Raw genomic sequence first — 23,116 nt, 5'->3', positions numbered from 1 at the left:
CGGTTGGAGACACGGAGAAACCATGATAGCCGCTTTCGCACCTCATTTTGAGGGGGAGAGCGGTTAACGTGGTTTCTTTTTTTGTTGCTTTACGAGTAACGAAATACGATCAACAGAACAATAATAGATATAGAGCGCTGGGAGGCTGCGGAAATGATGAATACGGATACGAACGAAACGGCTTTTGCCGCACAAAATAGGGAAGTTCGATTAGAAGAGATGACACGCATGGAGTTAGACCTGCTCGTCATTGGCGGCGGCATTACAGGCGCCGGCATCGCGCTCGATGCGGTAACGAGAGGGCTTCGCGTTGCCGTCGTAGAAATGCAGGATTTTGCGGCAGGCACATCGAGCCGTTCGACGAAGCTTGTGCATGGCGGTCTTCGCTACTTGAAGCAATTGGAGATTAACGTCGTGGCCGAGGTGGGCAAGGAGCGGGCGATCGTATATGAGAACGGGCCGCATGTGACGACGCCGGAGTGGATGCTGCTTCCTCTATACAAAGGGGGCACGTTCGGCAAGTTCTCGACGTCCATTGGACTGCGGGTCTATGATTTTTTAGCTGGCGTAAAGAGACAAGAGCGCCGCAAAATGCTGAGTGCCGAGGAAGCTCTGCGCAGAGAGCCGCTATTGAAGCGCGATGGATTAAAGGGCGGCGGCTATTATGTGGAATATAGAACGGACGATGCTCGCCTGACGATAGAAGTGATGAAAAGAGCGGTCGAGCTAGGGGCGCTTGCCGTTAACTATGCCAAAGTGGATAATCTGCTCTACAATAGCGGCGGTGTCGTAGAAGGCGCTGCGGTACGGGATATGATCAGCGGCAAGACGTATGACGTTCGGGCAGCGAAAGTGATCAATGCGACAGGCCCGTGGGTGGATGAGCTTCGCGAAAAGGACGGCTCCAAACAAGGCAAGACGCTGCGGCTGACGAAAGGCGTCCATCTTGTATTCGACGGCAAACGATTCCCGCTTAAGCAAGCCGTGTACTTCGATACGCCGGACGGACGCATGGTATTCGCGATTCCACGCGAGGGCAAGACGTACTTCGGTACTACCGATACGAACTATAAAGGCGATACGGCAACACCTGTCATGACGATGGAGGATCGCGACTACTTGCTGCAAGCGGCGAACTTCATGTTCCCGCAAATGAAGCTAGTCGTTGCCGACGTGGAATCAAGCTGGGCGGGTCTAAGGCCGTTAATTCAGCAAGAAGGCAAGTCGCCTTCGGAAATATCGCGCCGCGACGAGATCTTCGTCTCGAACTCGGGCTTCATCTCGATAGCGGGCGGCAAGCTGACCGGCTACCGTAAGATGGCTGAGACGGTCGTCGATAAAGCGGTCGAGCTGCTGCGCAAGGACGGCGGGGCTATCGGCATTGGCCGCAGCGATACGAAGGAGCTGCGCATGTCGGGCGGCGATACGGGCGGATCGGCTGGCTTCGCAGCTTATGTAGCTGCTCAGACGAAGAAAGGGATGACTGCGGGCTTGAAGGAGAACGAGGCGCGTGCGATTGCGGAAAAATACGGCTCAAACGCCGAGAAGCTATACGCACTCGCTGATGTAGTTACGGCGAAATGGGCAGCTTCCCACAAGCTGCCGCTAGCGCTTGCCGTACAGCTCCGTTATTCGATGGAGGCAGAAATGACGGTGAAGCCGGAGGATTTCTTCATCCGCAGAACCGGCGATCTGTTCTTCCGTATTGGAGAAGTACGCAAGTGGAAAGGCGCTGTTATTCCCGCAATGGCCCAGCAATTGGGATGGACGGCAGAGCAGCAGGCTCAGTACAGCAAGGATCTGGAGCGGAAGCTGGCTGAGGCAGTGGAAGCGCCGAAGCAATAACAATAGGGGAGAGGCTCGCGTATGAGAACGCAGGCCTCTTTTTTTTGCTCTCAATTGGGCAATATAAGTTGCAGAACAAGCAAATTATTCATATAATACATATGAGCATGTATTCATATATAAATATTCGTATTGATTAGCGGCAAAATGGGGGAGATTAACATGGGCGATAAACCGAATGAACGACTAAGCAGTAAGGCCGGCAATAAAGAGGAGGATTGTGCAGAGAGCCACAAGCACTCTCATGAGTCTCATGAACATGGCGATGGATGCAATCATAGCGCTGATCATGATCATAAACCTAGTAAGGACCGTAGTCATAACCACAGCCATGGTCACGGCGGGCATAGCCATCACGGCCACAGCCACCATGGACATAGTCACCATGGTCATTCCCATGGACCGAACAATAAAGCCGGGCTGCTGTTCGCCTTCGTCATAACGGCGGGCATTATGGTGCTGGAGTTCGTCGGCGGACTCGTGACGAATTCGCTGGCGCTGCTCTCCGATTCCGGGCATATGCTTAGCGATGCGGCTGCTCTTGCGCTTAGTCTCGCAGCGATGTGGTTCGCGGCAAGACCGTCTTCTGCCAAGCGAACATTCGGCTTCCATCGCTTCGAAATATTAGCTGCCTTACTCAACGGCGTATCACTGTTCGTAATCTCCGGCTTCATTATCGCGGAAGCGATCAAGCGTTTCTGGGAACCGCCGACTGTAGCGAGCGGATCGATGATGATCATCGCTGGTATCGGCTTGCTGGCGAACCTTGCGAGCGCATGGTTTCTCATGCGCAAAGGCGACGTGAAGGATAATCTGAACGTTCGCAGCGCCTACTTGCATGTCATCGGCGACGCGATTGGCTCCGTAGGAGCCATTATTGCGGGACTGCTTATGCTGCTGTTCTCGTGGTACATTGCGGATCCGATTATAAGCGTTATTGTCGCGCTGCTTATTCTGAAGAGCGCATGGGGCATCATCAACTCAACGGTTCATATTCTGATGGAAGGCACGCCGCATGCTATTGACGCCGATGAGGTCAAAGCGACATTGCTCGAGGTAGCAGGCGTTACTGATGTGCATGATCTTCATATTTGGACCATTACGTCGGGCATCGATTCGCTTAGCTGCCATCTTATCATTCGCGACGATGCAGACAGTCAGACCGTCCTGCGCGAGGCGTTGAAGCTCATCGAGGAGCAATACGGCATCGACCACGCCACGATTCAGGTGGAGAATTCTTCCTTACGGCATGCCGATCTGCGTGTATAAAAAGAAAAACGCCCTCTTCCCATCGCATTGAGGCGATGAGGAAGAGAGGGCGTTTTTGGTATGGGCAAGTTTAACTGGAATTCCTACCGTTAAATATACCGATTTTTAGTTTCGTGAAGAAATAACTGGCATTTCCAATGGATCGACTCGGCTATGCAATTTATCGCGCTTCCTCGCTAATCGATTTCGTTCGGTACAACTGAGCGCCGACAAGGAAGGAGACGACGCCCCATAGCGCCATAATGCCCATGCCCAGCCAGAAGGCGCCGTTCGTAACGCTCTCCGCGTAGATGAGACCGTCGCGTATGCCGTCCACAAAGTAAGTAAGCGGAAGCACCTGCGTCACCGGCTGCAGCCATTGCGGCAATTGCTCTAGCGGGAAGAAGACGCCGCTTAGGAACATCATCAGCATGCTGGCGATATTCGCCAAGCCCATATAAGCTTCGATCGTCTTGCTGAACGACGAGAATAAGTAGCCCATCGCATTAAAGACGAGAGCTCCGGCGAAGAAGGCGACAGCAAGACTGAAAATATTAATATGCAAGGAAGCGCCGAAGCCGTATACACCGATCAGTGACAAAATGACGATCTGCACGATGCCGAGCATCAAGCGCACAAGCATGCTGGCTAGTCCGTATAGTCCCATCTTGGCCGGTGTCATCCGAAGCCGCTTCAATAATCCGCGCCGGCGCAGGTCGACGAGCTCGACCATGCCGAACAATCCGCCCTGCGCGATGGATAAGCCGATCATTCCCGTAAGCAGGAAGTCCTCGTATTTCAAGTCTACTGCGCCGGAAGTGACAGAAGAAACCGTCATGCCGATTACTGGCTCAGCTCCCGCTGCCTCTAGATTGGCTTGTTGAATGAATTTATCCAATACGCTGGAAACGACCTGTGTGGTTACGCTTCGTTCGTTCTTCGTATTAACGATAAGCTCCAGGTTGGAAGCATCCTGCGATTCCGGTAATATGATCAATGCGTCTACATCCTCATTTTTCAACCAATCCAGTCCTTGCTCCTTGCTGACCGGTGCTTCTTCCTTCAGCTCGAGCACGGGAACTTGGCGCAGCTGTTCGAGCAATTGCTCGGATTCGGTATTTTGAGCGGGCTGAGATACAGCGATGGTCGCTTTGAAGTCATCGTCTCCGCCGCCCGTGAAGATAATCATGAACAGCACCATCAGAATAATGGGGAAGAAAATATTCCAAAACCACACCTGCTTCTCGCGGAACATCATCTTAATCTGAGCAACGAACATTTTGTTGAATTGCTTCACGCCGTTACCGTTCAACTCAATCCCTCCATTCCTTGCCGGTGAAGGCGATGAATACGTCCTCCAGGCTCATCTCCCGAATGGAGATTTGCTGAGTGCGATAGCCGCGATCCTTCGTGAAGCCGAACAGATCGTACAGCGTCTCCTCCGGCTGCGCCGTCCAAATGCACAATGTTGAACCTTCCCTACTCACCCGTGCGACGGCAGGATGCAAGAGTGCCATCTGCTCGGTCACCGCCGCTGCCTTCTCCCCGTCTAATAGCGACAGCCGCACCTCACGTTCCTTCGTCAGCCGATCGATCAGCGCCGATGGCGTATCGAGAGATACGATCTTCCCTTGGTCGACGATACAGACTCGGTCGCTAAGCTTCTCGGCCTCTTCCATGTAGTGAGTAGTAAGGATAGTCGTCTTGCCAAGCTCCTTCAGCTTCAGGATGATGTCCCAAATATTTCGCCGTGCCTGCGGATCAAGCCCCGTTGTCGGTTCATCGAGGAAAATGACAGTCGGATCGTTGATCATAGCGAGGCCGATCGCGAGCCTCTGCCGCTGTCCGCCGGACAGTTTCTTCACATGTTTATTGCGTTGGTCGGTCAAGTTAATCATTTCGAGCACTTCTGCGGTAGGAGTCGCTTTGGGGTAAAAGGAGGCGAATAAATCGAGGTTTTCCTGGACGGTCAATAGATCAAATAGAGCCCCGGACTGCGGCTGAACGCCGATCGTCATTTTGATCTGGTCGCTATTGCGCTTCCAGTCGAGCGAGCCGAAGGCAATACTGCCTCTATCGGGCGTCTGCAGCCCTTCAATCATTTCGAGCGTCGTCGTCTTGCCTGCGCCGTTCGGTCCGATAATCGTAAATATTTCCCCGGTCTCGACCGAGAAGCTAATGTCCTCGACCGCCGTTACCGCCCCAAATGTTTTGTGCAGGTGGTTCACTTCCAATACGGGCATAAGGCCTACCTCTCCTTCATGTTCGATTGGCTATACAGAACGATTGTAAAATAACCCAGCACTTCCTCCCAGCGTCCGCAGGACGTTATTTGACTCCGTCTGTAGGAGGAGAGGGTGCGCTTGAAGCGCGGGAATGCGTTTTTTTGCTGCTGACTCTAACATCACAATTGCTTCACGATCGAATCGAAGCGGCTTGTCGGTATCGGCAGTGCTATTTATTGTGTTCCAAAAATTTCTTAACTGGTATACTGGAAGAAAAATACCATGGAACTAACTGTAACCTAAAAGATGGTTTTGCTATTGAAGTGAAGTTTTGTTTTCATGATTCCATTGTGACAAAAGGAGGCAGTTGTGAGGATAAAAACAAGATACATTGTGTTGGTCGTCGTATTGCTGGTCACTGTGACGTTTATTATTTTTCTGCTATCGTCCAAGCAAGATAAGCTTTTTCATCAATCGGTTGTCAACGAGAACATCATTCACACTAAGCCCTTTAGCTTGAGTGCAGACTCGACAGACTATATCACCTCGTCCAAGGGAGTTGTGTTTGTTAAAGGAGACGGTGAAAAAGTTGAAGGTATGCAGATTGTTGCGCAGGTCGAGATTGACCCTGATGATTGGGGCGGCGTTTCTTTTTTATTGCCTCCTCACTGGGTTGTTTCGAACATCACGAGCAGTTATCCCGAAAATGTAACCAACAACGCGCCTTATGAACACATAGCTACTTTGACAACGGCAGACACGGATGTTGAATGGTCCACGAGCATTGAAATAGGCAGAGATCCCAGCAATTTACCAACGTCAGGGGGTAGCGGAACGATTGTAATTGATATCGTACCCGATCAAAATGTAAATCCGAATGAGACCATTCAATTAGGAGTAGCTGTTGGATCGGCCATTAGAAATGGTTACAAAGTTGTGGGTACTGATCATATTAAAATACCTATATCCATTGCCCAAAAGGAAGATTGATTAGAAGTGAGCGAAAAGGAGATTACAGTATACAATGCCGAGACAAATTACATTGGCTGATGGAAGATTAGTTGAGGTTGAATGTTTGAGCTGCGCTTTGACCAGCGGCTTGATTGCTCCTACGGGTGGAGTGATCTATGAATCGAGTAATTTCCACGTTCATCAGGATGTAGCTTATCCGATTAGAGGGTTAGTTATTTTGGCCTCAAAGAGACATTTCTACTGCATGGATGAATTAACAGATGAAGAGCAGCACGAGTATATAGCGTTGATTCACAAGATCAGGAAGGAACAACGAAACCGACTGGGGATCGAGAAGGTCTACTACTTCTATAATGAAGACACCACGCACCATTTTCATTTATGGATGGTTCCCAGATATGATTGGATGTATCAGTTTGGAAATTCAGTGGAATCATTAAGACCTGTTTTGCTGCATGCAAGGAATCATATGAATGACGAAGAGAATATGAAGCGCGTTACGGAAGGAATAGATATTTTAAGAGCAGGCATAAACGATTTTGAAATTAGATCCAGGTAAGTTCAAAATCAGACAGTACTATAAAAAGATAGTACTAGGAAGTTTATGTAAAATCGCTACTCTAGAGTTAGAGCTTCTACATAGCTTGAATTTGTAGGGGTCAACTTTGACAAGGTAGGCGATGTTATATGAAATTAAAGTCGAAGATAATTATTTATATTATATTTGCCATTGCTATTGGAGTCGCTTGTTTTAATTCAGTTGTAATCTTTGTATTCAATTATGGTGACGGGTTTTTGAGTAACAATAACAATCCATTGGCCATTTCCGTTGCGATCTTTACGATTACCGGAGTAGCCTTATTCCTTATTATTGGTTATGTCATATTTAGAAACAAAGATATTATTATTGCGGCATTATTTATTATAATTGGAACTTCATTCTTAACGATGCCCGTAGGAGAAGTAATTTACAATATAATAGACTTTGGTAGACAACATTACAGATAAATTAATACGGCTTGAATTTGAGAAAAATGGCGACGATGCACTATCACATAAGGAAATTGAAAATCTTATTTCGATTTTACCAGTAAATAAACATGGTTATAGGATATCCATTTCATTTGGAAAGGATCATTCAGAATATCCGCGAAAGGTTTCTACTATAGGTATAATTTTAGATCAAAATAAATGGCCTGGTTATTGTCATGTTGACTTTGATTACGATTATTTATGTGATCCATATAGAGGTAAGAGACATGAGGCCAGAACTAGTATCATTGAAGAGTCACAATAACGGCTCAACTTTGTATAAGTCCTAGTGAGGTGAATAATGAAGAAGATCTTATTGGCACTCGCTGTCATTATTGGAATCAGCTTAATCGTCTATTTGGTATATGTGTTTTACCCTAAAGAGGTTGATTTAAATGCCCAAGGGATCAAATATCAATTAGGAAATCAATCGGATGCATTGGAACAGCCCGTTACGATTCATATAATGGGTAAAATGTATAGAAGCTTTTCTGGGAACAGAACGTTTAAAGGGACAGTGGACATCGAGGGCGAGGAATTGCCTGTTCCGGAGAACCAAAGGGAAATAGTTATAAATTTTTATAAAGGACGTAATGGTGTATTAGCCTATCCATATAATAAAGACGCTATGCCTTACATCTATATGGTAGGTCAAATATACATTAACCGTGATTTTAGTAGAGCAGCTATTGCTGTTCTTGATAAACAACAGGGCGATCAAGGTCAATGGAGTGGAGAGAATGGTCTAATGATTGCTGTTCCCGCCGCCAACAGAAGTGATGCATTGAATATTTCAAATGAACTAATGAATAAATATTTAGATGGATACAATCTAGAATGAGCGAGGCCCCTTCATAAGACAAGCAATAGATTTGTTCTCCATATTCACAACGGCTTTCATAATACAGATCCCAATTTTGATCGTTTTCAACGTACTCATGAAAAACAGACTATTAACTCATATTAGATTTATAGCCATTACAGCGTATGTTGTTGTCATTATAAATCTAACGATGTGGCCGCCCATCACAGGTCAAACTCCGGTAGGTTGGTCTGATATTGCTTATAATTTTAAGCCCTTTGATAGTATCCTTGGATCGTTAAATCATCCTTATTTTCTTGTTGGAGTTAGAAATGTATTTGGTAACTTTGTGATTCTCTTACCGCTTGCACTCCTCATTCATTCAAAAGGGTCAATGAGAAATATAGGGCTAGGATTTTCCGTTTCTCTAAGTATAGAAGTCGTTCAAGCTATATTGAGCATGTCGGGATTCATCATGAGAAGATCGTTTGATATCGATGATTTAATTCTTAATACATCTGGTTTCTATGCGGGGTATCTAATTAGAGCAATAGCTACTTTGCTAATTGGCAAGGTTAATCAGTCCTTACATCGAAATCATGCAAGCTAAGTCAAGGAAGGATGAACAATAATGGCTGCTAATAAACGTTCTGGTCAGGAGAAAGTAGCTGAGTTTATGAATGCGCTCGAGCATCCTATGAAGGATGTCATTGAGGAAGTTCGCGCATTGATTCTAGGTGTGGATGACCAAATTACAGAACAAATCAAATGGAATGCGCCTAGTTTTTGTTTCAATAATGACGATCGAATCACCTTTAACCTTCAGGGAAAAGGTTTTATTCGGCTTGTTTTGCATACAAGGGCTAAGGTACAACAGCGTATAGACATTAAGTCTCAATTAGAGGATACGTCTAGGCTGCTAGAGTGGGCAACTGCCGACAGAGCCATAATTAAATTAACAAGTATGAATGATGTTGAGTCCCAAAGAGCAGAACTTGTAGAAACGGTCGCCAAATGGCTGGAAGCAACGGCTACTAAGTAGAGCTAATGAAAGGGGGACAGGGTATGCACATCGAAACAGAAAGACTAATACTTCGTGATTTCGTATATGAGGATTGGAAGCAAGTGCACGAATACGCGTCCAAAGAAGAGGTTACGCAGTATACTATTTGGGGACCGAATACAGAAGAGGACACTAAACGATACGTAGAGGAGCAAATATGCAAGCAACAAGCAGAGGTCAGAACCGACTATGAATTCGCTGTTGTTCTAAGAGATACTAACCTTCTCATAGGCGGCTGCGGTATTTATGTGGCGGATCATAACGCTGAAGTCGGCTATAGCTTTAACCCGGATTATTGGGGAAAAGGGTATGCGACAGAAGCGGCGCATGCGATATTGAAGCTAGGATTTGAAACCTTTCATGTTCATCGGATATATGCAACTTGCCGCCCTGGAAATAGTCCTTCCGCGAATGTAATGAAGAGATTAGGTATGAAGCAAGAAGGTCATTTAAGAGAACATCTGTGGTTCAAAGGAAGGTTTCATGATTCGTATTTGTTCTCCATTCTAAAAAATGAATTCGGTTCTTAGTCATTCATCTCATGGTGAAGGCAGAAAACAATATTAACGGAAATTAGAGGGTGAATGGAATGAGCAACGAGTACATTACATTAAACAGAATACCTACATTGGCAGAATATAAAGCGCTATGTGTTTCGGTTGGCTGGGAAGAGTACATGAACTTTGATGTGGCAGACGACTCATTAAAGCAATCTTTATTCGGTGTTGTCATTCAATATGAGGATGAGATCGTTGGGATGGGGAGAGTAGTGGGAGACGGCAAAATCTACTTCTACATTCAAGATATAGCTGTCAAACCTGAGCATCAGGGCAAGGGTATCGGTAATAAAATAATGGCTGCTATCCAACAGTTTCTCAAGGAAAATGCACCAGATAAATCATTTGTTGGCTTGTTTGCGGCTAGCGGGAAAGAGTCGTTTTACAATAAATTCGGGATCAATAAGCATGACGGCATGACGGGTATGTTCGGAGTCGTTCATAGCGGAGAACTGATGTGAAAGGTAGTGAAGCCAATGCATAACCGATTAAGAAACGTGGATTGGATGGAAAAGAGCGAGGTTGTGGATTCACTGTTAGACGATAGCAGCTCGATTACTTTCGTACCGTTGGATGCTGGTCTTGAAGCAGAAGTAACAAAGATTTGTTCGAATGAGTCTAGCTATGTCCTTAAGGTATGGAATCGATCCTCGAAGCCAAATGTAGGTAATCAGTATAGGTTGTTAGAGGCACTGCATAATCAAGGATTGTCTGTCTCGCAACCTATTGGCTGGGGCATCGATAAAGAGATGAATCAGGTATTATTGACGAGTTATGATGGGATTCCCGTTAGGAAAGTAAATCAATCTTCTATCAAAAAACTTGTCAAAATATTAACCGGCATACATAGATATCCTTTAGAAAAGCTGGATTCATCGATACTTCAGAAGCATGACTTTGTCGGCTATTTCTACCCGTCGATAGAAGAACATATGGATATTAAGGATGTACTGCTTAAGCTCTTAGAAAACAGTGACATCAAACAGAATAACATCATTCACGGTGATTATAACTTAGGCAATATACTCGAGATTGATGGTAAATATACGATTATTGATTGGACCAATGGCCAACTCGGCGACCCAAGATACGATATGGGGTGGTCCACTGTTTTAATAAGGATTTATGTTGGGGAGAGGTATGGCTCAGTCTTTCAATCGGCCTGTCTTGCTGAAAGTCATTACACCAAAGAAGAGCTGGAGCTATTAGAGGCCATTGCTTGCCTCCGGTGGGTGTTGCTTAATCGGATTGCCGATCTTCCTAGAGGGAAGGATACGATTGCAAGGGTGAGGAGCATTTTGCAGAACAGCCAGTACTTAGATGAAAGCTTGCTAGAGAATTTAAGTTAGTGAGGTGTCCTATGACTATGAGGATTCGAACGGAAAATCAGGCTGACTATGCTCAGGTGCATCAAGTTAATTTTGCTGCTTTTGGCAATCGGGAAGACGAAGCGAAATTGGTGGAACGTATAAGAGAAACTTCTTATTTTGTACCGGAGCTCTCGATCGTTGCTGAAGAAGATGGGGTTATCATTGGACATATTCTGCTCAGTAAGGCTGATGTTGTTGACGGAGAGCAGCATTACGAAGTACTTGCTCTTGCGCCAGTAGCTGTCGATCCTAATCACCAGAAGCAAGGTGTAGGAAAACAATTAATACATGAAGCGCTGCAGCGAGGCAAAGAGCTCGGCTATGCCATTGTACTGTTGATCGGGCATCCGACATACTACCCCAAGTTTGGATTTCAACCAGCTCGGTCATATGGCTTAGAGTTAAAGCAGTTTGAAGTTTCAGATGATGTTTTCATGGTATGCGAGCTGCAGGAGAATGCATTGAAGAGAATTAAAGGAGAGTTAATATATCCAAGCGCATTTTTCGGATAAAACAAATATGAAGATACGTTTAGGAGTGCTCTTATGGATGTTTCATTAGAAATGATCGGGGAAGATGGCGTGACTGCGCTTAATAAGCTCGTCGAATTGGCTGCTTATGATTTGTCCGAGTTAAGCGGCAGCGACATCCATGAGAACGGTATGTTCGTGATGGACTTTGATTCGAGAAATTGGTTTGAAGATAGCAACATGGACTTATATTTTATTAGATATGATGGGAAAATTGCAGGTTTCGCCGTGGTTAGAATAATTCCGGAGGAAGAAATCAATTATTTCAATCATTTTTTTGTTTTGCGGAAATACCGAAATAAGAAAATAGGCAAGGATGCGGCTATTAAAGTATTTAATCGTTACTTAGGTAAATGGCGAGTTAGTCAATTCGATTGGAACTTGCCTGCGCAGCAGTTTTGGAGAAAGACGCTTAAAGAGTACGTCGGCGATAACTATGTGGAGACAAGAAGAAAAGACAATAAAGGCCCAATGCAAGAGTTTGAGAGGGAGACATGCACATGACTACGACTATCTATATGGTCAGACATGCTGAATCGCCTTATGCGGAAGGCAGCGAACGGACGCGAGGGCTTTCGGTTGAGGGAAAGAGGAAAGCCGAGCAAGCTTCAAAGTTGTTATTTAATGAAGGAATCAGCCTAATCTTGTCCAGTCCGTATGCCAGGGCCAGTCTCACGGTCGAAGGATTAGCTCATAAACTTAATTTGGATATTATCGAGATTGAAGATTTGAGAGAGCGGCGTTTCGCAGACGATGATTATAAGATTTTGGATGAGGAATTCGTGCCGGCAGTACGGCGAATGTTCGAAGATCCAAGTTATGCGCTGCCTGGCGGAGAATCGAATTTGATATGTCAGAACAGAGCTGTTGCAGTACTGAAGCCCCTTTTGGAACAACATAACGGCAGCAAAATTGCGATTGGAACTCACGGTAACGTGATGACGCTGATGATGGGATATTTTGACCCGTATTATGGATTTGAGTTCTGGACGCGAACCGACAAACCCGATGTGTACAAGCTAGAGTTTGAAGGATTGGAATTAAAAACAGTCACACGACTATGGGATGTTCAAAAAGTGTGATTTGGTGGTTAGAAAGTGTTAGGAGATTAATTTTTAAGCATTACATGGCTACTGGCGAGTACCTACAGAAGGGCGGCTATTATGCATAAAAGGAAAAATAATCTAACAACTTATTTAATTGTTTTGCTTATCATTTTGATTTTGGTCATTGCGGCATTGTTTAATAAACCAGATGCTAACGAATCGGCCAACAATGTCGTGCACCTTACGTTGTCCGAACAGGATGAGCCAATTGTTTGGAACAATCTCAAACTAAGCGTCGGCCAACAGGATGGTCCTGGAGATTATGTTAGCATACCTAATCATTCGGAGATAACAGCCACGGAATCGATCAGCTTGCCAACAGGGGAGGCTACAATGATTCGATTCGTACATGGCGGATCGGCCGTCAATCCTGTCCCGGACGTAGTCATGTATTGGATCTACATCCAGAAGCCGATTCAGGGCAAGCCGGATATGATGAGAACCTATTACCTGGAGGGACAAGTGATAGGTGGCAATGAACAGCAGGCAAGAGAACAATTGATTCAAATCGCACAATCTTGGAAAGTTGATTAGCGGAATAATTGTTAATGATATTCGCCTTTGAATGGGTTACAATTCCATTTGAGGGCTGTTTTTATTTATCTGAAAAGGGCGATATTGGATGCGGTTCTAGGAGGATGGGATGCCTTGAAAGCTACATTAACGAAAGCGGATCTTGAGTCGCCACAGCTCAGTTGGAAGTGTATTGAACCGATGCTGCTCTCTGTTCGGGCAAAGGATTTGGCTACTAAAGCAGCAGTGTATAACGAGTTGAACGAGGGCCAGCGTGCGCTATTTTTGTTTTACGCGTTTCATAACCATGTTCATTCCGTTGCGGAATTTTATTGGTTCACGGCTTACTCTATGATTGAACTGAGATCTTGGGACGGACTTAAGAATGGATTGCGGTATTTCAACAATGATGACCTAGCGGGATTACTCGAGCGTATAGAGCATCTAATTAAAAATATGAACAAGACTGGTGAGCAAGGACGCATGGTCTCTCCGACTGATGTAGAGGAAGACAAGGTCTTGTTCCAAAGCGTGGAGGAGTTGTACGTCGAATATAATTCGGCTGCTCCAAAAGCGATTGCTAAGATGAACGAAATTATACTTAACAACACGGTTGACTATATAGAGTTAGAAAACGATTAGCATAATTAGAAAAGGGGATGGCAGCATTGATTACTTATTTAGTAAACAAGCCGCTTCAGGCTTCGGAGGTTGCAGAAGTATTTAAAGCATCAGGGATTAAGAGACCGCATGAGGACCTGGAACGAATCCAAAGGATGATAGACAACGCCGATATTACGATTAGCGCATGGGACAATGACAAGCTGATTGGAATTGCGCGAGCACTGACGGATTACTCTTATTGCTGCTACTTGTCCGATCTAGCCGTAGATCTGAACTATCAACATCAAGGAATCGGTAAGGCTTTAGTTCAAAAACTGCAAGATGTTTTAGGTGATGAGACCTCGCTTGTATTGCTTTCCGCGCCAGGGGCGGTAGATTTCTATCCTCGAATCGGTTTCGAAAAGTCAGAAAGAGCTTTCGTAATCGCTAGAAAGAAATAAGCATATCTAGGGGTGCTGGCTAAGTTGGATATTGCAACATATGGTTTGTGGATATATTTGTTGTACCTAATACTTCCTTGGTTGTTTGGTTATAAAATGATCTCCATGCTTTATATCAAATACGGCGGCAAAGGAATGAGTATAGCCTCTGGAATTATATTTATTATTATCTTTTATACTGTAGGTATCGTATTGTGGCTGACCTTTTGTTTTACAGCGGGGATAGGCTGGTCCATAGAAACGCTGCCTTTAGGAGGAATTATTCTAAGTGGTTTTTCTTCCATAATAGCTGTAGTTATTATGTTGGGTATATTCCTTTGGCGGTATAGAGAAAGAAAGGCTGTTTAATAAGAGCTGGAGTTGATCGTCTTGCAAAAAGATAAGTTGATTCAGATCCTGCTGACGAAAGAAAACCTACTCAGAGATCTGCGTATCGTTCAACAATTGGAGCTACCTAGTTGGTGCATATCAGCCGGGTATGTACGTAATTATGTGTGGGATCACATGCATGGCTATGAGCAATCAACTCCATTAAACGATGTTGATATTGTTTACTATGATCCTAATGATATTGAGGAACAAACGGAGAAGAGATGGGAATCCATCTTAATCGATAGCTATCCACATTACAATTGGTCGGTGAAAAACCAAGCTAGAATGCATCTCCGCAATCTAGCAGAGCCGTACCATTCAGTAGAGGATGCCATGAAAAGATGGCCCGAGACGGTTACGGTTCTAGGAATCTATCTGAATGCCGACGATCAGATCGAGATTATTTCACCGCATGGGCTGGGTGACTTATTCAATCTAGCAATAAGAAAAAGTCCGTATTTTCACGATAAGGATTATTTCTACCAAAGAGTTGCGAGCAAGGGATGGCTTAAGACTTGGCCGCAACTGAAGCTTATAGAAGAGACATAGGTTAAGGTGAGTGAAGCAAATGAGAACGTTATATCGACCAGTAGGATTATACGAGATGAAATTAATGTTAGATGGAGATTTGAAAGGTTTTCCGCCACGGCTGCCAGAGCAGCCTATTTTCTATCCGGTCTTGAATAAGCCCTACGCTGATCAAATCGCTCGATCCTGGAACACAAAGGATAAATTTTCAGGGTATGTGGGGTTCGTGACAGAGTTTAAAGTTGCGAGTCCATTCATTGATCAGTTTGAAGAACAAGTGGTTGGAGCGGGCATGCATAATGAACTATGGATTCCATCGGAGCAGGTGGAAGAGCTTAACCAAAACATTTTAGGGCGCATCCAACTTGTTGACGTGTTCTATGGAAATGACTATATGGGACTCGAGCAGGAAGGGAACACGCTCGATAATAAATCGTTAGTTGAGCAATTTATATATTTGAAAGATAAGATGAGTATCAACATGAATGATAGTAAGCTGCTTATAAGAGAGCATTGGCAACAGATCTTTATGAACGCATGTTACTGGAATTTTGCGGAATTGGGCATTACCGAACAGGTTAAAGCAGATACGCTGTCGTCTATGATACATTGCTGGGATGAGATTTTCCCAGATTTCAATTTATTCCTAGGCACAATTGAATGATGACATGGAGGTCTATTTTGAGACAGTTAGCATTTGTTTGTGTAATCGTTTGTTGTACTCTCATTATCCAGGGATGCGGAAGGCAGTATTCCAAAGAGCCGATTGTCGTTGATTTACCTCCGACATATGACCTTCACACGGAGCAGTTCGATCCGAGTGAGCCGTTTACTCCAGTACCCTTGACTTTAGAAAAAATGAAGGGTCAGTCTTCGTACAGGTACAATAATGATCACGAGGCTAGGGATGAAATGCTAGGGATTGATATGAACTGGAACGATTCGAAATTCGATATTGTGTATTTCAAAAATCTAGATGTCCAAATGCTTGAGCAGCTTTATATCAATAATTTTTTAAATCCTGAAGACCGACAAAACAATTCGCCTTCGGTAGCAGAAATATTCGAATTCATGATGTTGCATCCTCAAGTTACGGCTAGCGGCTACATTGTGAGTCCTAATCGGGATGATCACAGAGTATCAATTGATTCGTTAGCTGTGTCGGAACAATATGTATCGAAGCGGCTCAAGAAGGAGTTTGAGAAGTTTTGTGAAAACGCTGATGAGCTATCGTTGACGAATGATCTTTTTAGCTGGTGGGACTAGCATTGTTGAATTGAACTTCATGGCGAGGTGAACGAGAGACGATGATCAAAGCGTTGATATTTGATTTTGACGGCACAATTATTGATACCGAGACACCATGGTACTTTGCGTTTCAAGAGGTATACGGCAGCTATGGGGTAGAGCTTCCTTTGGAGCTATGGGGCAAATGTATAGGTACTACATTCGCAGAGTTTGATCCGTATGAGTATCTCGGTCAATGCTTGAATACACCGATTGATCGCGACGACATTACGGCCAAGTCCAAAGAGTACTACAAGAAGCACATGGATAAGCAGGTACTTCGCGAGGGAGTTATAGACTACCTGTCGCTCGCTAGGAACAAGGGGCTTCGTACGGCAATTGCTTCGAGCTCATCCCTAGAATGGATTCATAAATATATGGACAAATATGATCTGATCGATAAGTTTGACTTTGTTGTTGGCAGAGATCATGTTAATCAGGTGAAGCCTAGTCCCGAACTGTATTTGAAGGCAATCGAATTGCTGGGTATTGAGCCGACGGAAGCGATTGCGATTGAGGATTCATTGAACGGACTTAGGGCGGCAAAGGCTGCGGGGCTATATTGCGTCGTTACTCCCAATGAAGTCACCAAAGCTATGAAGTTTGAAAGTTATGATATGCGCGTTGATTCACTGAGTCAAATAAGTTTGGATCAATTACTTACGACATTTAGCTGATAGGGCAGGAGGCACGGGGATTTGATTGTAGATACTGATGTTGTTATTAGAGAGGCGATGCATGAGGATGCTGAGACCATTCTAAACCTATGGCAGTCCTCTGCGCGTTGGCTGCTGGCGAATGGGATTAAGCAGTGGCGGCCGGAGTATTTTCATCTTGAGCAGGTCATTGAATTTATGAACGATGGCTCGAATATGTATTTGGCAGAGCTGAACGGTGTTCCAGTAGGGACTTATGTGATTACTTGGTCGGATCCTTACATTTGGCAAGAGCTTGATAGCACGGATGCGGGATATATTCACAGATTTGCAGTTAATCGAGATTATAAAGGGTCAGGGATTGGCAGTTGTTTGATTCGTTCGGCTGAGGAGCAAATACGGCAAAGCGGCAAGTCACTCGTTAGACTGGACTGCATGGCGGCGAATCCGAGGCTGAATCAATATTATCGAGATCTGGGCTTCAAGTATGTAAGAAGATTGGATAGCGAAGGCTGGAGCGCGAACTTGTACGAGAAGAAGTAAAGAGGAACAATTAAGGGGGGCTTTTGTATGAAAATCGCTTTGGTTGTGTTCAACGGCATTACGTTTCTGGACCTCATAGGTTTTTATGATGTAATCTATCGATTAAATTTGTTCGAGCAGGCGAAGGGGACGACATGGGATTTCTGCGGACTGCAGGATGAGATTACTGACGAGCTGGGGCTTGTTATTAAAGTCAATAAGGTCAAGCCTGATCTTTCTGAATACGACATGTTATTCGTGCCGGGCGGCATGGGGACTCGCCAGCTTAGATTCGACGAGGAATTCATTACATGGCTGAAGGGAGCACAGGGAGCACAACACGTCATTTCCGTCTGCACGGGTGCGTTGCTGCTTGGTGCTGCTGGTTTCCTAGAAGGAAAGAGAGCAACGACGAATCCAAGCGCATATGAGCTTCTCGAGCCATATTGCAAGGAAGTCATCAAGTCCAGGATCGTAAAGGACGGTAATGTGATTACAGGCGGTGGTGTATCCACATCCATCGATCTCGCCTTGTATATCGTTGGACTGTTGGTTTCCGGAGAGGCTGTTCATATAATCAAGAAACAAATCGATTATCCGTATGAGACTGAGGGAATTGTTGAAGTGTAAATGATGTTAGGAGCTGGTTGCTTGAAAATACGTATCATTGGCTCTTGCGGCAGCGGGAAATCATTCATTGCAAAGCAGCTGTCTCAGAAGTATGGAATCCCTTATTGTGAACTGGATAATATCGTGTGGGATAGAAGCCAAGACGCCTTGAAGTATCCGGAAGAAGTTAGAGATGCGAAGCTGACTGAAGTTTTGAGCGGTGCGTCGTGGATCGTGGAAGGCGTTCACTATAAGTGGGGCCAAGACACGTTCAAGCAAGCAGATTTCATTTTTGTGTTAAGACCGAATAGGTTGGCTCGCGATTCGCGGGTCATTTGGCGGTTCGTGAAGATGAGAATCGGAATAGAGTCATGGAATTATAAGCAAACGTTTAGAAATCTGTTACAAATGATTTTTGAATGGAATAGAGGTTATGATCGTGAAGGCATCCATCAGGTGCTGAGTTTGACCGAAGAGCATGCTGGGAAGCGATTTATTGTGAAGCGGAATGACGAAATTCTGAACATACTGGAGCAGCGTACGGAAGCTTCCTAACAATTCCGAATTAGAAGGTGGATGCTTATGAATCTCGCTAACAAAATCACGCTAATACGAATATTCCTTATCCCACTGCTCATAATCGTCTTACAACCATACCCCCTTTGGTTAGAAAATAAAATGCCGCTGTTCGCCCATCTCAATGAATGGGGAATGATATATGCTGCAGTCCTATTCTTGCTTACGGCGGCAACGGATAAGCTGGATGGTTATATCGCGAGAAAGTACAGCATGGTTACTAATTTCGGCAAGCTGCTTGATCCGCTCGCTGACAAGCTGCTGATTTCAGTTGCGCTTATTATGCTTGTTTATTTGCAAATGGTGCCAAGCTGGATGGCTGTGGTTATTATCGGCAGAGAAGTTATCATTACAGCTATTCGAGTAGCAGCTTCGCACAAAGGCATCGCATTAGCAGCCGATAAGCATGGCAAGATCAAAATGGTATTTCAAGTTATTGCTATTGCTGCAGTCATGCTTAACAATTCCCCTTATATTTCTCTAACAAACTTTCCTATCGATATCGCTCTAATGCTCATTGCGGTGACGCTAACCATATACTCCGGGTACAATTATCTCAGAATGAATTACGATAGACTGGATTTGAAATTGTAATCCATATTTGATTTGGGGCAGCATGAAACTAACCATGAGGTGAGGCCGTGAATAGAGTCGAGAGAATACGAGACGAAGAGAAGAAGTACCATGATGCTTGCTACGAAGAGCATAAATTATTCGAACCGGGCTCATGGCTGCATAGACCGGTCCAGACGGTCCTTGAAGTGTTGGAACAGTTCAAGGATTATAAACAACTGAACGTGCTTGATCTAGGTGCGGGGATTGGACGGAACAGCATTCCTATTGCTCAATCGTTGGTTGGGAGACAAGGCAGGGTCGTATGTGTCGACTTGTTAGAATCCGCTATTGCTGGTCTACTGGAAAATAGCAAGCAATTCGGAGTAGAGTCGTATATCGACGCGAGGTTGTCTGATATTGAGCATTTCAACATAGCTTCTTCTGAGTATGACTTCATAGTAGCTGTATCTGCTCTTGAACATGTAAGCTCGGAAGCGGTACTCGCAGACAAGTTAGGCGAAATGGTCCGCGGGACGAAGCAGGGCGGTATCCATTGCATCATTATAGGCTCGAATATCCAAGAGCATGCGCTTTATACCAATGCGGAGCTGGATCCGATGTTTGAAGTGAACATATCCACGGAGCGTATGCTGCAATTGTTGGACGTACAATATGCAAGCTGGGACGTGCAGAGAAGACATGTCAGAACTCTTGTTTACGATATTGATAGAAACGGCATACCTGTTAAGCTGACGACTGATTGCATCACTTTCGTAGCTAGAGATAAGCGGGAGGAGGACTGAGGGAATGAAGATCGGATTGCAGCCGCTTGATCGATCGGAGTTGCCTATCATTGCGGATGCTGTGAGCGCTCAGGATAGAGATTTCATGTACCTATGGGCGGGAAGCACGTATACCTATCCGTTAACAATTGAACAGATGGAACAGCACTATAGCAAGGGAATTCACTCCATTGAAGCGGGCGTACTTATATACAAAATCGTTAATTGCGAGACACAGCGAATGATAGGGTCTGTTCAACTTGGTCGAATCGATTCCATCCGCAAGGAAGCGGTAGTTGGCAGATTCCTAATTCATTCGGAGCAAGACAGAGGTCTAGGCATAGGCACAAAAGTGCTTCAGGCATTAGTGCGCATCGGATTTGAGGAGCTTGATCTCGAGCGGATACTCCTTAATGTGTATCATATTAATGTACGAGCCATACGCTGCTATGAGAAAGTGGGCTTTCGCAAAACCTATTCCAAGAGGAAGCTGTATCAGGCGTTAAACGGCGAATATTGGAATGGCATGGAGATGACATTGGAAAAGCAAGCATGGATGGCTGTTGATTAGTTAGCTGATCTATTGTGTGGCGAGAGAGGTGGAAGCGATGTCAGATTACTACTGGGATAACCAAATTGAATATTTAAGTCAGACACGCTGGCTGTATTACAACGATGATTATCTTGCTTTTCTTGTTGAGAAGGTTTGGAAAATAAATCGTCCGATCAACATTGTCGATTACGGTTGCGGTTACGGTTATCTTGGACTTAAGCTGCTTCCAATGCTGCCGGAAGGCTCTACCTATACGGGCATCGACAAGGGCGAAGAACTGATTCGGCGTGCAGAGCAGCTATTTAACGGGTCGCCTTATCAAACTACATTTATTGTAGGCGATATTGAGGACGTCGGAGTGCAACGTAAGTATGACGTAGCATGGTGTCATGCCTTTCTGCTGCATATGACAGACCCTCAGGAAATCGTTAGGAAAATGATTGCGAGTGTAAAGGATAGTGGGAAAGTAATAGCCTTCGAGCCGCATTGGATTGGCAACATGTCGAATTACAGGCTAGAAGGAGCGGAACAATCGGATGTTATTCGTCTTGGTCTATTGCAGCAACTATTCGAGGCGGATGCGAGGCGAACGGGCAAGGACGGCAATATCGGGATGAAGCTGCCCATTCTTATGAGTCAGTTAGGATTAGCGGATGTAGAGTGCAGAATAAGCGACAGAGTCAACTTCTTGAATCCAAAGATGGAAACAGCAGCAAGGGATAAGCTGTATCAGTCGCTAAGAGATGAAGGTATTGGTCAACAGCCTGGTGATTTGCAGGCGCTCATCGCTAGCCTAACAGCGAGAGGGTTGAAAGAGGAAGAAGCCAAGGAGCAATACGAGGCAGAGCTGTCGTTCTCGCAACTGTTTCATGAAGAGTCATGGCTGACCTATGCGCCCAATATGAAAATTTCATTTGGAACGGTTAGGCATGTGTAAGAAAACAATGTGCAATTGAATTCATTTTGGTATGGTGTTAGCAGCCAAAGGTGCTCAAGGGGGCATATCAAATTGGGTTATATTATGGATCTTAGAAAAGTTGTTGGCACAAGGCCGCTGATTATGGCCGGAGCATGTGTCCTAGTCATAGACGAGCAAGAGAGAGTACTTATGCAGCTCCGTGTGGACAACGGCTTATGGGGACTGCCGGGTGGCGCACTTGAGCCCAGAGAAACGATGGAAGAGTACTATCGGTATCCTCACGGCGACGAAGTATACAATGTGGTGGCAGCGTACCTATGCAAAGAATACGAGGGGGATCTTCGGAAGGAAGAGGCTGAGGTGAAGGAACTTGCGTTTTTCCCTGCCCAGGCACTTCCAATGGAGATTAACCCTGCGGATAAGCCAATTATTCGTTCTTACCTCCGTAAGATATTGGAAGAGTAATCATTGATTATTTGGAGGCGACTGTATGGCCAAACATCACATCCAATTAGAACAAGCTGCGCTGATCGGTTCTTTTACTACAGAAGCAACACCGATTATTTCGGTGGCTTCAGGAGATTCTTTGCGATTTGAGACACTGGATGCAGGCTGGGGGAAAGGCCCAAGCAATAAGGACCGTTTTAAACCTTATTCAAGGAGAGAGAAGCTCGACGGCGGTCATGCGTTGATAGGTCCTATCTATGTGGAGCAGGCGAGAAAGGGCATGACGCTGGGTATCACGTTCAACGACATCATTCCTGGCTCATATGGATTCACCGCAGCTGGACAGTATCCGAATTGGCAAAATCAAAGGCTTCACTTGACCGAATATGAGGAAATAACGTTAGATTGGAAGCTGGATAATAAAAGGATGGAGGGCACATGCCGAATCAGAGACAACGCCTATACCGTTGGGCTTAAGCCTTTCATGGGAGTTATCGGCATGCCGCCTGATGAAGCGGACATTCATTCGACTTGGCCACCTCGATTCTGCGGAGGAAATCTCGATTGCAAAGAGCTGGTAGCGGGAAGCACTTTATATTTGCCGATTCCGGTTGACGGAGCATACCTTGCGATAGGAGATGGGCATGCCCGGCAGGGGGATGGCGAAGTAAGCTGCCAAGCTATTGAATGTCCTATGGAACTGGTTGATGTCACGGTTGAATTATTACAAAACCAGACCTTGAAAAACCCGAGAGCGAATACGCCGTCAGGTTGGATTACTTTTGGATCCCATGAGGACCTAAATGAAGCGACTGTACAGGCATTGGACGGCATGCTCGACTTAATGGGAGAGTTGTACGGCTTGAACCGAGTAGAAGCAATCGCTTTAGGCAGTGCTGTTATCGATCTTAGAATAACGCAGATTGTGAATGGCGTTAAGGGTGTTCACGCTGTTTTGCCACATGGTGTATTCAAATAAAACA

General features: G+C 45.1%; 33 protein-coding genes. 31 read left to right on the top strand and 2 right to left on the bottom strand.

Going from position 1 to position 23,116, the window contains the following annotated elements; genetic code table 11:
- Positions 1-153: 153 nt before the first annotated feature.
- Together V8F51_RS09990 and V8F51_RS09985 are read left to right on the top strand one after the other, a co-directional pair.
- Positions 154-1,845, top strand: coding sequence for a glycerol-3-phosphate dehydrogenase/oxidase (locus V8F51_RS09990; protein ID WP_337100051.1), 1,692 nt, complete (start codon positions 154-156; stop codon positions 1,843-1,845).
- Positions 1,846-2,007: 162 nt separating this feature from the next.
- Positions 2,008-3,114: a cation diffusion facilitator family transporter gene (locus V8F51_RS09985; RefSeq protein WP_337100050.1), complete on the top strand. Its 1,107-nt coding sequence runs from the start codon at positions 2,008-2,010 to the stop codon at positions 3,112-3,114.
- Positions 3,115-3,274: 160 nt separating this feature from the next.
- On the opposite strand, the gene V8F51_RS09980 is transcribed toward V8F51_RS09985, so the two are convergent.
- Both V8F51_RS09980 and V8F51_RS09975 read right to left on the bottom strand, forming a co-directional pair.
- Positions 3,275-4,405 carry an ABC transporter permease gene (locus tag V8F51_RS09980; protein ID WP_337100049.1) on the bottom strand — a complete coding sequence of 377 codons (1,131 nt, stop codon included), beginning with the start codon at positions 4,403-4,405 and terminating at the stop codon, positions 3,275-3,277.
- Position 4,406: 1 nt separating this feature from the next.
- On the bottom strand, positions 4,407-5,336 hold the full coding sequence (locus V8F51_RS09975; RefSeq protein ID WP_337100048.1) for an ABC transporter ATP-binding protein: 930 nt from the start codon (positions 5,334-5,336) through the stop codon (positions 4,407-4,409).
- A gap of 378 nt (positions 5,337-5,714) precedes the next feature.
- On the opposite strand from V8F51_RS09975, the gene V8F51_RS09970 reads away from it, so the two are divergent.
- The 29 genes from V8F51_RS09970 to V8F51_RS09830 all read left to right on the top strand — a co-directional run bounded on the left by V8F51_RS09970 (position 5,715) and on the right by V8F51_RS09830 (position 23,112).
- Positions 5,715-6,308, top strand: coding sequence for a hypothetical protein (locus V8F51_RS09970; RefSeq protein ID WP_337100047.1), 594 nt, complete (start codon positions 5,715-5,717; stop codon positions 6,306-6,308).
- Positions 6,309-6,342: 34 nt separating this feature from the next.
- Positions 6,343-6,849 carry an HIT family protein gene (locus V8F51_RS09965; RefSeq protein WP_337100046.1) on the top strand — a complete coding sequence of 169 codons (507 nt, stop codon included), beginning with the start codon at positions 6,343-6,345 and terminating at the stop codon, positions 6,847-6,849.
- A 426-nt stretch (positions 6,850-7,275) separates the two neighbouring features.
- Positions 7,276-7,587, top strand: coding sequence for a hypothetical protein (locus V8F51_RS09960; RefSeq protein WP_337100045.1), 312 nt, complete (start codon positions 7,276-7,278; stop codon positions 7,585-7,587).
- Between the two features lie 36 nt (positions 7,588-7,623).
- Positions 7,624-8,163, top strand: coding sequence for a hypothetical protein (locus V8F51_RS09955; RefSeq protein ID WP_337100044.1), 540 nt, complete (start codon positions 7,624-7,626; stop codon positions 8,161-8,163).
- A 97-nt stretch (positions 8,164-8,260) separates the two neighbouring features.
- Positions 8,261-8,734, top strand: coding sequence for a VanZ family protein (locus tag V8F51_RS09950; RefSeq protein ID WP_337100043.1), 474 nt, complete (start codon positions 8,261-8,263; stop codon positions 8,732-8,734).
- Between the two features lie 21 nt (positions 8,735-8,755).
- Positions 8,756-9,166, top strand: a complete 411-nt coding sequence (locus V8F51_RS09945; RefSeq protein ID WP_337100042.1) for a DUF1801 domain-containing protein — start codon at positions 8,756-8,758, stop codon at positions 9,164-9,166.
- A gap of 23 nt (positions 9,167-9,189) precedes the next feature.
- Positions 9,190-9,717 carry a GNAT family N-acetyltransferase gene (locus V8F51_RS09940; RefSeq protein WP_337100041.1) on the top strand — a complete coding sequence of 176 codons (528 nt, stop codon included), beginning with the start codon at positions 9,190-9,192 and terminating at the stop codon, positions 9,715-9,717.
- 59 nt (positions 9,718-9,776) lie between these two features.
- Complete coding sequence (locus tag V8F51_RS09935; RefSeq protein WP_337100040.1) at positions 9,777-10,205, top strand: GNAT family N-acetyltransferase; 429 nt, start codon at positions 9,777-9,779, stop codon at positions 10,203-10,205.
- A 45-nt stretch (positions 10,206-10,250) separates the two neighbouring features.
- Positions 10,251-11,093, top strand: a complete 843-nt coding sequence (locus V8F51_RS09930; RefSeq protein ID WP_337100039.1) for an aminoglycoside phosphotransferase family protein — start codon at positions 10,251-10,253, stop codon at positions 11,091-11,093.
- A gap of 17 nt (positions 11,094-11,110) precedes the next feature.
- On the top strand, positions 11,111-11,626 hold the full coding sequence (locus V8F51_RS09925) for a GNAT family N-acetyltransferase (RefSeq protein ID WP_337100038.1): 516 nt from the start codon (positions 11,111-11,113) through the stop codon (positions 11,624-11,626).
- A gap of 33 nt (positions 11,627-11,659) precedes the next feature.
- The gene (locus V8F51_RS09920) at positions 11,660-12,148 is read left to right on the top strand and encodes a GNAT family N-acetyltransferase (protein WP_337100037.1); all 489 of its coding nucleotides are present in this window, start codon (positions 11,660-11,662) and stop codon (positions 12,146-12,148) included.
- Positions 12,145-12,726 (top strand): histidine phosphatase family protein, encoded by a 582-nt coding sequence (locus V8F51_RS09915; protein WP_337100036.1) that lies wholly within the window; start codon positions 12,145-12,147, stop codon positions 12,724-12,726. Before V8F51_RS09920 ends, V8F51_RS09915 begins: the two co-directional genes overlap by 4 nt.
- 81 nt (positions 12,727-12,807) lie before the next feature.
- Complete coding sequence (locus V8F51_RS09910; RefSeq protein WP_337100035.1) at positions 12,808-13,284, top strand: hypothetical protein; 477 nt, start codon at positions 12,808-12,810, stop codon at positions 13,282-13,284.
- Positions 13,285-13,398: 114 nt separating this feature from the next.
- A complete protein-coding gene (locus tag V8F51_RS09905; RefSeq protein WP_337100034.1) occupies positions 13,399-13,905 on the top strand; it encodes a hypothetical protein in 507 nt (168 codons plus the stop codon).
- A gap of 17 nt (positions 13,906-13,922) precedes the next feature.
- The gene (locus V8F51_RS09900; protein ID WP_337100033.1) at positions 13,923-14,327 is read left to right on the top strand and encodes a GNAT family N-acetyltransferase; all 405 of its coding nucleotides are present in this window, start codon (positions 13,923-13,925) and stop codon (positions 14,325-14,327) included.
- Between the two features lie 24 nt (positions 14,328-14,351).
- The gene (locus V8F51_RS09895; protein ID WP_337100032.1) at positions 14,352-14,675 is read left to right on the top strand and encodes a hypothetical protein; all 324 of its coding nucleotides are present in this window, start codon (positions 14,352-14,354) and stop codon (positions 14,673-14,675) included.
- A gap of 21 nt (positions 14,676-14,696) precedes the next feature.
- Positions 14,697-15,248, top strand: coding sequence for a nucleotidyltransferase family protein (locus V8F51_RS09890; RefSeq protein WP_337100031.1), 552 nt, complete (start codon positions 14,697-14,699; stop codon positions 15,246-15,248).
- Between the two features lie 55 nt (positions 15,249-15,303).
- Complete coding sequence (locus tag V8F51_RS09885; RefSeq protein ID WP_337100030.1) at positions 15,304-15,891, top strand: hypothetical protein; 588 nt, start codon at positions 15,304-15,306, stop codon at positions 15,889-15,891.
- Positions 15,892-15,908: 17 nt separating this feature from the next.
- Positions 15,909-16,493, top strand: coding sequence for a hypothetical protein (locus V8F51_RS09880; RefSeq protein WP_337100029.1), 585 nt, complete (start codon positions 15,909-15,911; stop codon positions 16,491-16,493).
- Positions 16,494-16,534: 41 nt separating this feature from the next.
- On the top strand, positions 16,535-17,191 hold the full coding sequence (locus tag V8F51_RS09875) for an HAD family hydrolase (protein WP_337100028.1): 657 nt from the start codon (positions 16,535-16,537) through the stop codon (positions 17,189-17,191).
- A gap of 21 nt (positions 17,192-17,212) precedes the next feature.
- The gene (locus V8F51_RS09870; protein ID WP_337100027.1) at positions 17,213-17,713 is read left to right on the top strand and encodes a GNAT family N-acetyltransferase; all 501 of its coding nucleotides are present in this window, start codon (positions 17,213-17,215) and stop codon (positions 17,711-17,713) included.
- 27 nt (positions 17,714-17,740) lie between these two features.
- Positions 17,741-18,322, top strand: coding sequence for a DJ-1/PfpI family protein (locus V8F51_RS09865; RefSeq protein ID WP_337100026.1), 582 nt, complete (start codon positions 17,741-17,743; stop codon positions 18,320-18,322).
- Between the two features lie 21 nt (positions 18,323-18,343).
- Positions 18,344-18,856 carry a hypothetical protein gene (locus tag V8F51_RS09860; RefSeq protein WP_337100025.1) on the top strand — a complete coding sequence of 171 codons (513 nt, stop codon included), beginning with the start codon at positions 18,344-18,346 and terminating at the stop codon, positions 18,854-18,856.
- A gap of 21 nt (positions 18,857-18,877) precedes the next feature.
- A complete protein-coding gene (pgsA, locus tag V8F51_RS09855; protein ID WP_337100024.1) occupies positions 18,878-19,471 on the top strand; it encodes a CDP-diacylglycerol--glycerol-3-phosphate 3-phosphatidyltransferase in 594 nt (197 codons plus the stop codon).
- Between the two features lie 47 nt (positions 19,472-19,518).
- Positions 19,519-20,235, top strand: coding sequence for a class I SAM-dependent methyltransferase (locus tag V8F51_RS09850; RefSeq protein ID WP_337100023.1), 717 nt, complete (start codon positions 19,519-19,521; stop codon positions 20,233-20,235).
- Positions 20,236-20,239: 4 nt separating this feature from the next.
- A complete protein-coding gene (locus V8F51_RS09845) occupies positions 20,240-20,785 on the top strand; it encodes a GNAT family N-acetyltransferase (RefSeq protein ID WP_337100022.1) in 546 nt (181 codons plus the stop codon).
- A 37-nt stretch (positions 20,786-20,822) separates the two neighbouring features.
- Positions 20,823-21,704: a class I SAM-dependent methyltransferase gene (locus tag V8F51_RS09840; RefSeq protein ID WP_337100236.1), complete on the top strand. Its 882-nt coding sequence runs from the start codon at positions 20,823-20,825 to the stop codon at positions 21,702-21,704.
- 72 nt (positions 21,705-21,776) lie between these two features.
- A complete protein-coding gene (locus V8F51_RS09835; protein ID WP_337100021.1) occupies positions 21,777-22,151 on the top strand; it encodes an NUDIX domain-containing protein in 375 nt (124 codons plus the stop codon).
- A gap of 25 nt (positions 22,152-22,176) precedes the next feature.
- On the top strand, positions 22,177-23,112 hold the full coding sequence (locus tag V8F51_RS09830) for an acetamidase/formamidase family protein (RefSeq protein ID WP_337100020.1): 936 nt from the start codon (positions 22,177-22,179) through the stop codon (positions 23,110-23,112).
- The last annotated feature ends 4 nt before the right edge of the window (positions 23,113-23,116 follow it).

Source organism: Paenibacillus sp. YIM B09110, from assembly GCF_037167145.1.
In the GTDB taxonomy this organism is placed as follows: domain Bacteria; phylum Bacillota; class Bacilli; order Paenibacillales; family Paenibacillaceae; genus Pristimantibacillus.
The sequence above is the reverse complement of the archived record's forward strand: the minus strand, read 5'-3'. Positions and strand labels throughout refer to the sequence as shown.

Bases quoted from the DNA above. Each gene is read 5' to 3' on its own strand.
- V8F51_RS09975 (WP_337100048.1), bottom strand. From the start codon at position 5,336: ATGCCCGTATTGGAAGTGAACCACCTGCACAAAACATTTGGGGCGGTA.
- V8F51_RS09955 (WP_337100044.1), top strand. From the start codon at position 7,624: ATGAAGAAGATCTTATTGGCACTCGCTGTCATTATTGGAATCAGCTTA.
- V8F51_RS09920 (WP_337100037.1), top strand. From the start codon at position 11,660: ATGGATGTTTCATTAGAAATGATCGGGGAAGATGGCGTGACTGCGCTT.
- V8F51_RS09925 (WP_337100038.1), top strand. From the start codon at position 11,111: ATGAGGATTCGAACGGAAAATCAGGCTGACTATGCTCAGGTGCATCAA.
- V8F51_RS09990 (WP_337100051.1), top strand. From the start codon at position 154: ATGATGAATACGGATACGAACGAAACGGCTTTTGCCGCACAAAATAGG.
- V8F51_RS09950 (WP_337100043.1), top strand. From the start codon at position 8,261: ATGAAAAACAGACTATTAACTCATATTAGATTTATAGCCATTACAGCG.
- V8F51_RS09940 (WP_337100041.1), top strand. From the start codon at position 9,190: ATGCACATCGAAACAGAAAGACTAATACTTCGTGATTTCGTATATGAG.
- V8F51_RS09840 (WP_337100236.1), top strand. From the start codon at position 20,823: ATGTCAGATTACTACTGGGATAACCAAATTGAATATTTAAGTCAGACA.
- V8F51_RS09845 (WP_337100022.1), top strand. From the start codon at position 20,240: ATGAAGATCGGATTGCAGCCGCTTGATCGATCGGAGTTGCCTATCATT.
- V8F51_RS09945 (WP_337100042.1), top strand. From the start codon at position 8,756: ATGGCTGCTAATAAACGTTCTGGTCAGGAGAAAGTAGCTGAGTTTATG.
- pgsA (WP_337100024.1), top strand. From the start codon at position 18,878: ATGCTTATGAATCTCGCTAACAAAATCACGCTAATACGAATATTCCTT.
- V8F51_RS09985 (WP_337100050.1), top strand. From the start codon at position 2,008: ATGGGCGATAAACCGAATGAACGACTAAGCAGTAAGGCCGGCAATAAA.
- V8F51_RS09915 (WP_337100036.1), top strand. From the start codon at position 12,145: ATGACTACGACTATCTATATGGTCAGACATGCTGAATCGCCTTATGCG.
- V8F51_RS09865 (WP_337100026.1), top strand. From the start codon at position 17,741: ATGAAAATCGCTTTGGTTGTGTTCAACGGCATTACGTTTCTGGACCTC.
- V8F51_RS09885 (WP_337100030.1), top strand. From the start codon at position 15,304: ATGAAATTAATGTTAGATGGAGATTTGAAAGGTTTTCCGCCACGGCTG.
- V8F51_RS09965 (WP_337100046.1), top strand. From the start codon at position 6,343: ATGCCGAGACAAATTACATTGGCTGATGGAAGATTAGTTGAGGTTGAA.
- V8F51_RS09830 (WP_337100020.1), top strand. From the start codon at position 22,177: ATGGCCAAACATCACATCCAATTAGAACAAGCTGCGCTGATCGGTTCT.
- V8F51_RS09935 (WP_337100040.1), top strand. From the start codon at position 9,777: ATGAGCAACGAGTACATTACATTAAACAGAATACCTACATTGGCAGAA.
- V8F51_RS09930 (WP_337100039.1), top strand. From the start codon at position 10,251: ATGGAAAAGAGCGAGGTTGTGGATTCACTGTTAGACGATAGCAGCTCG.
- V8F51_RS09910 (WP_337100035.1), top strand. From the start codon at position 12,808: ATGCATAAAAGGAAAAATAATCTAACAACTTATTTAATTGTTTTGCTT.
- V8F51_RS09875 (WP_337100028.1), top strand. From the start codon at position 16,535: ATGATCAAAGCGTTGATATTTGATTTTGACGGCACAATTATTGATACC.
- V8F51_RS09900 (WP_337100033.1), top strand. From the start codon at position 13,923: ATGGCAGCATTGATTACTTATTTAGTAAACAAGCCGCTTCAGGCTTCG.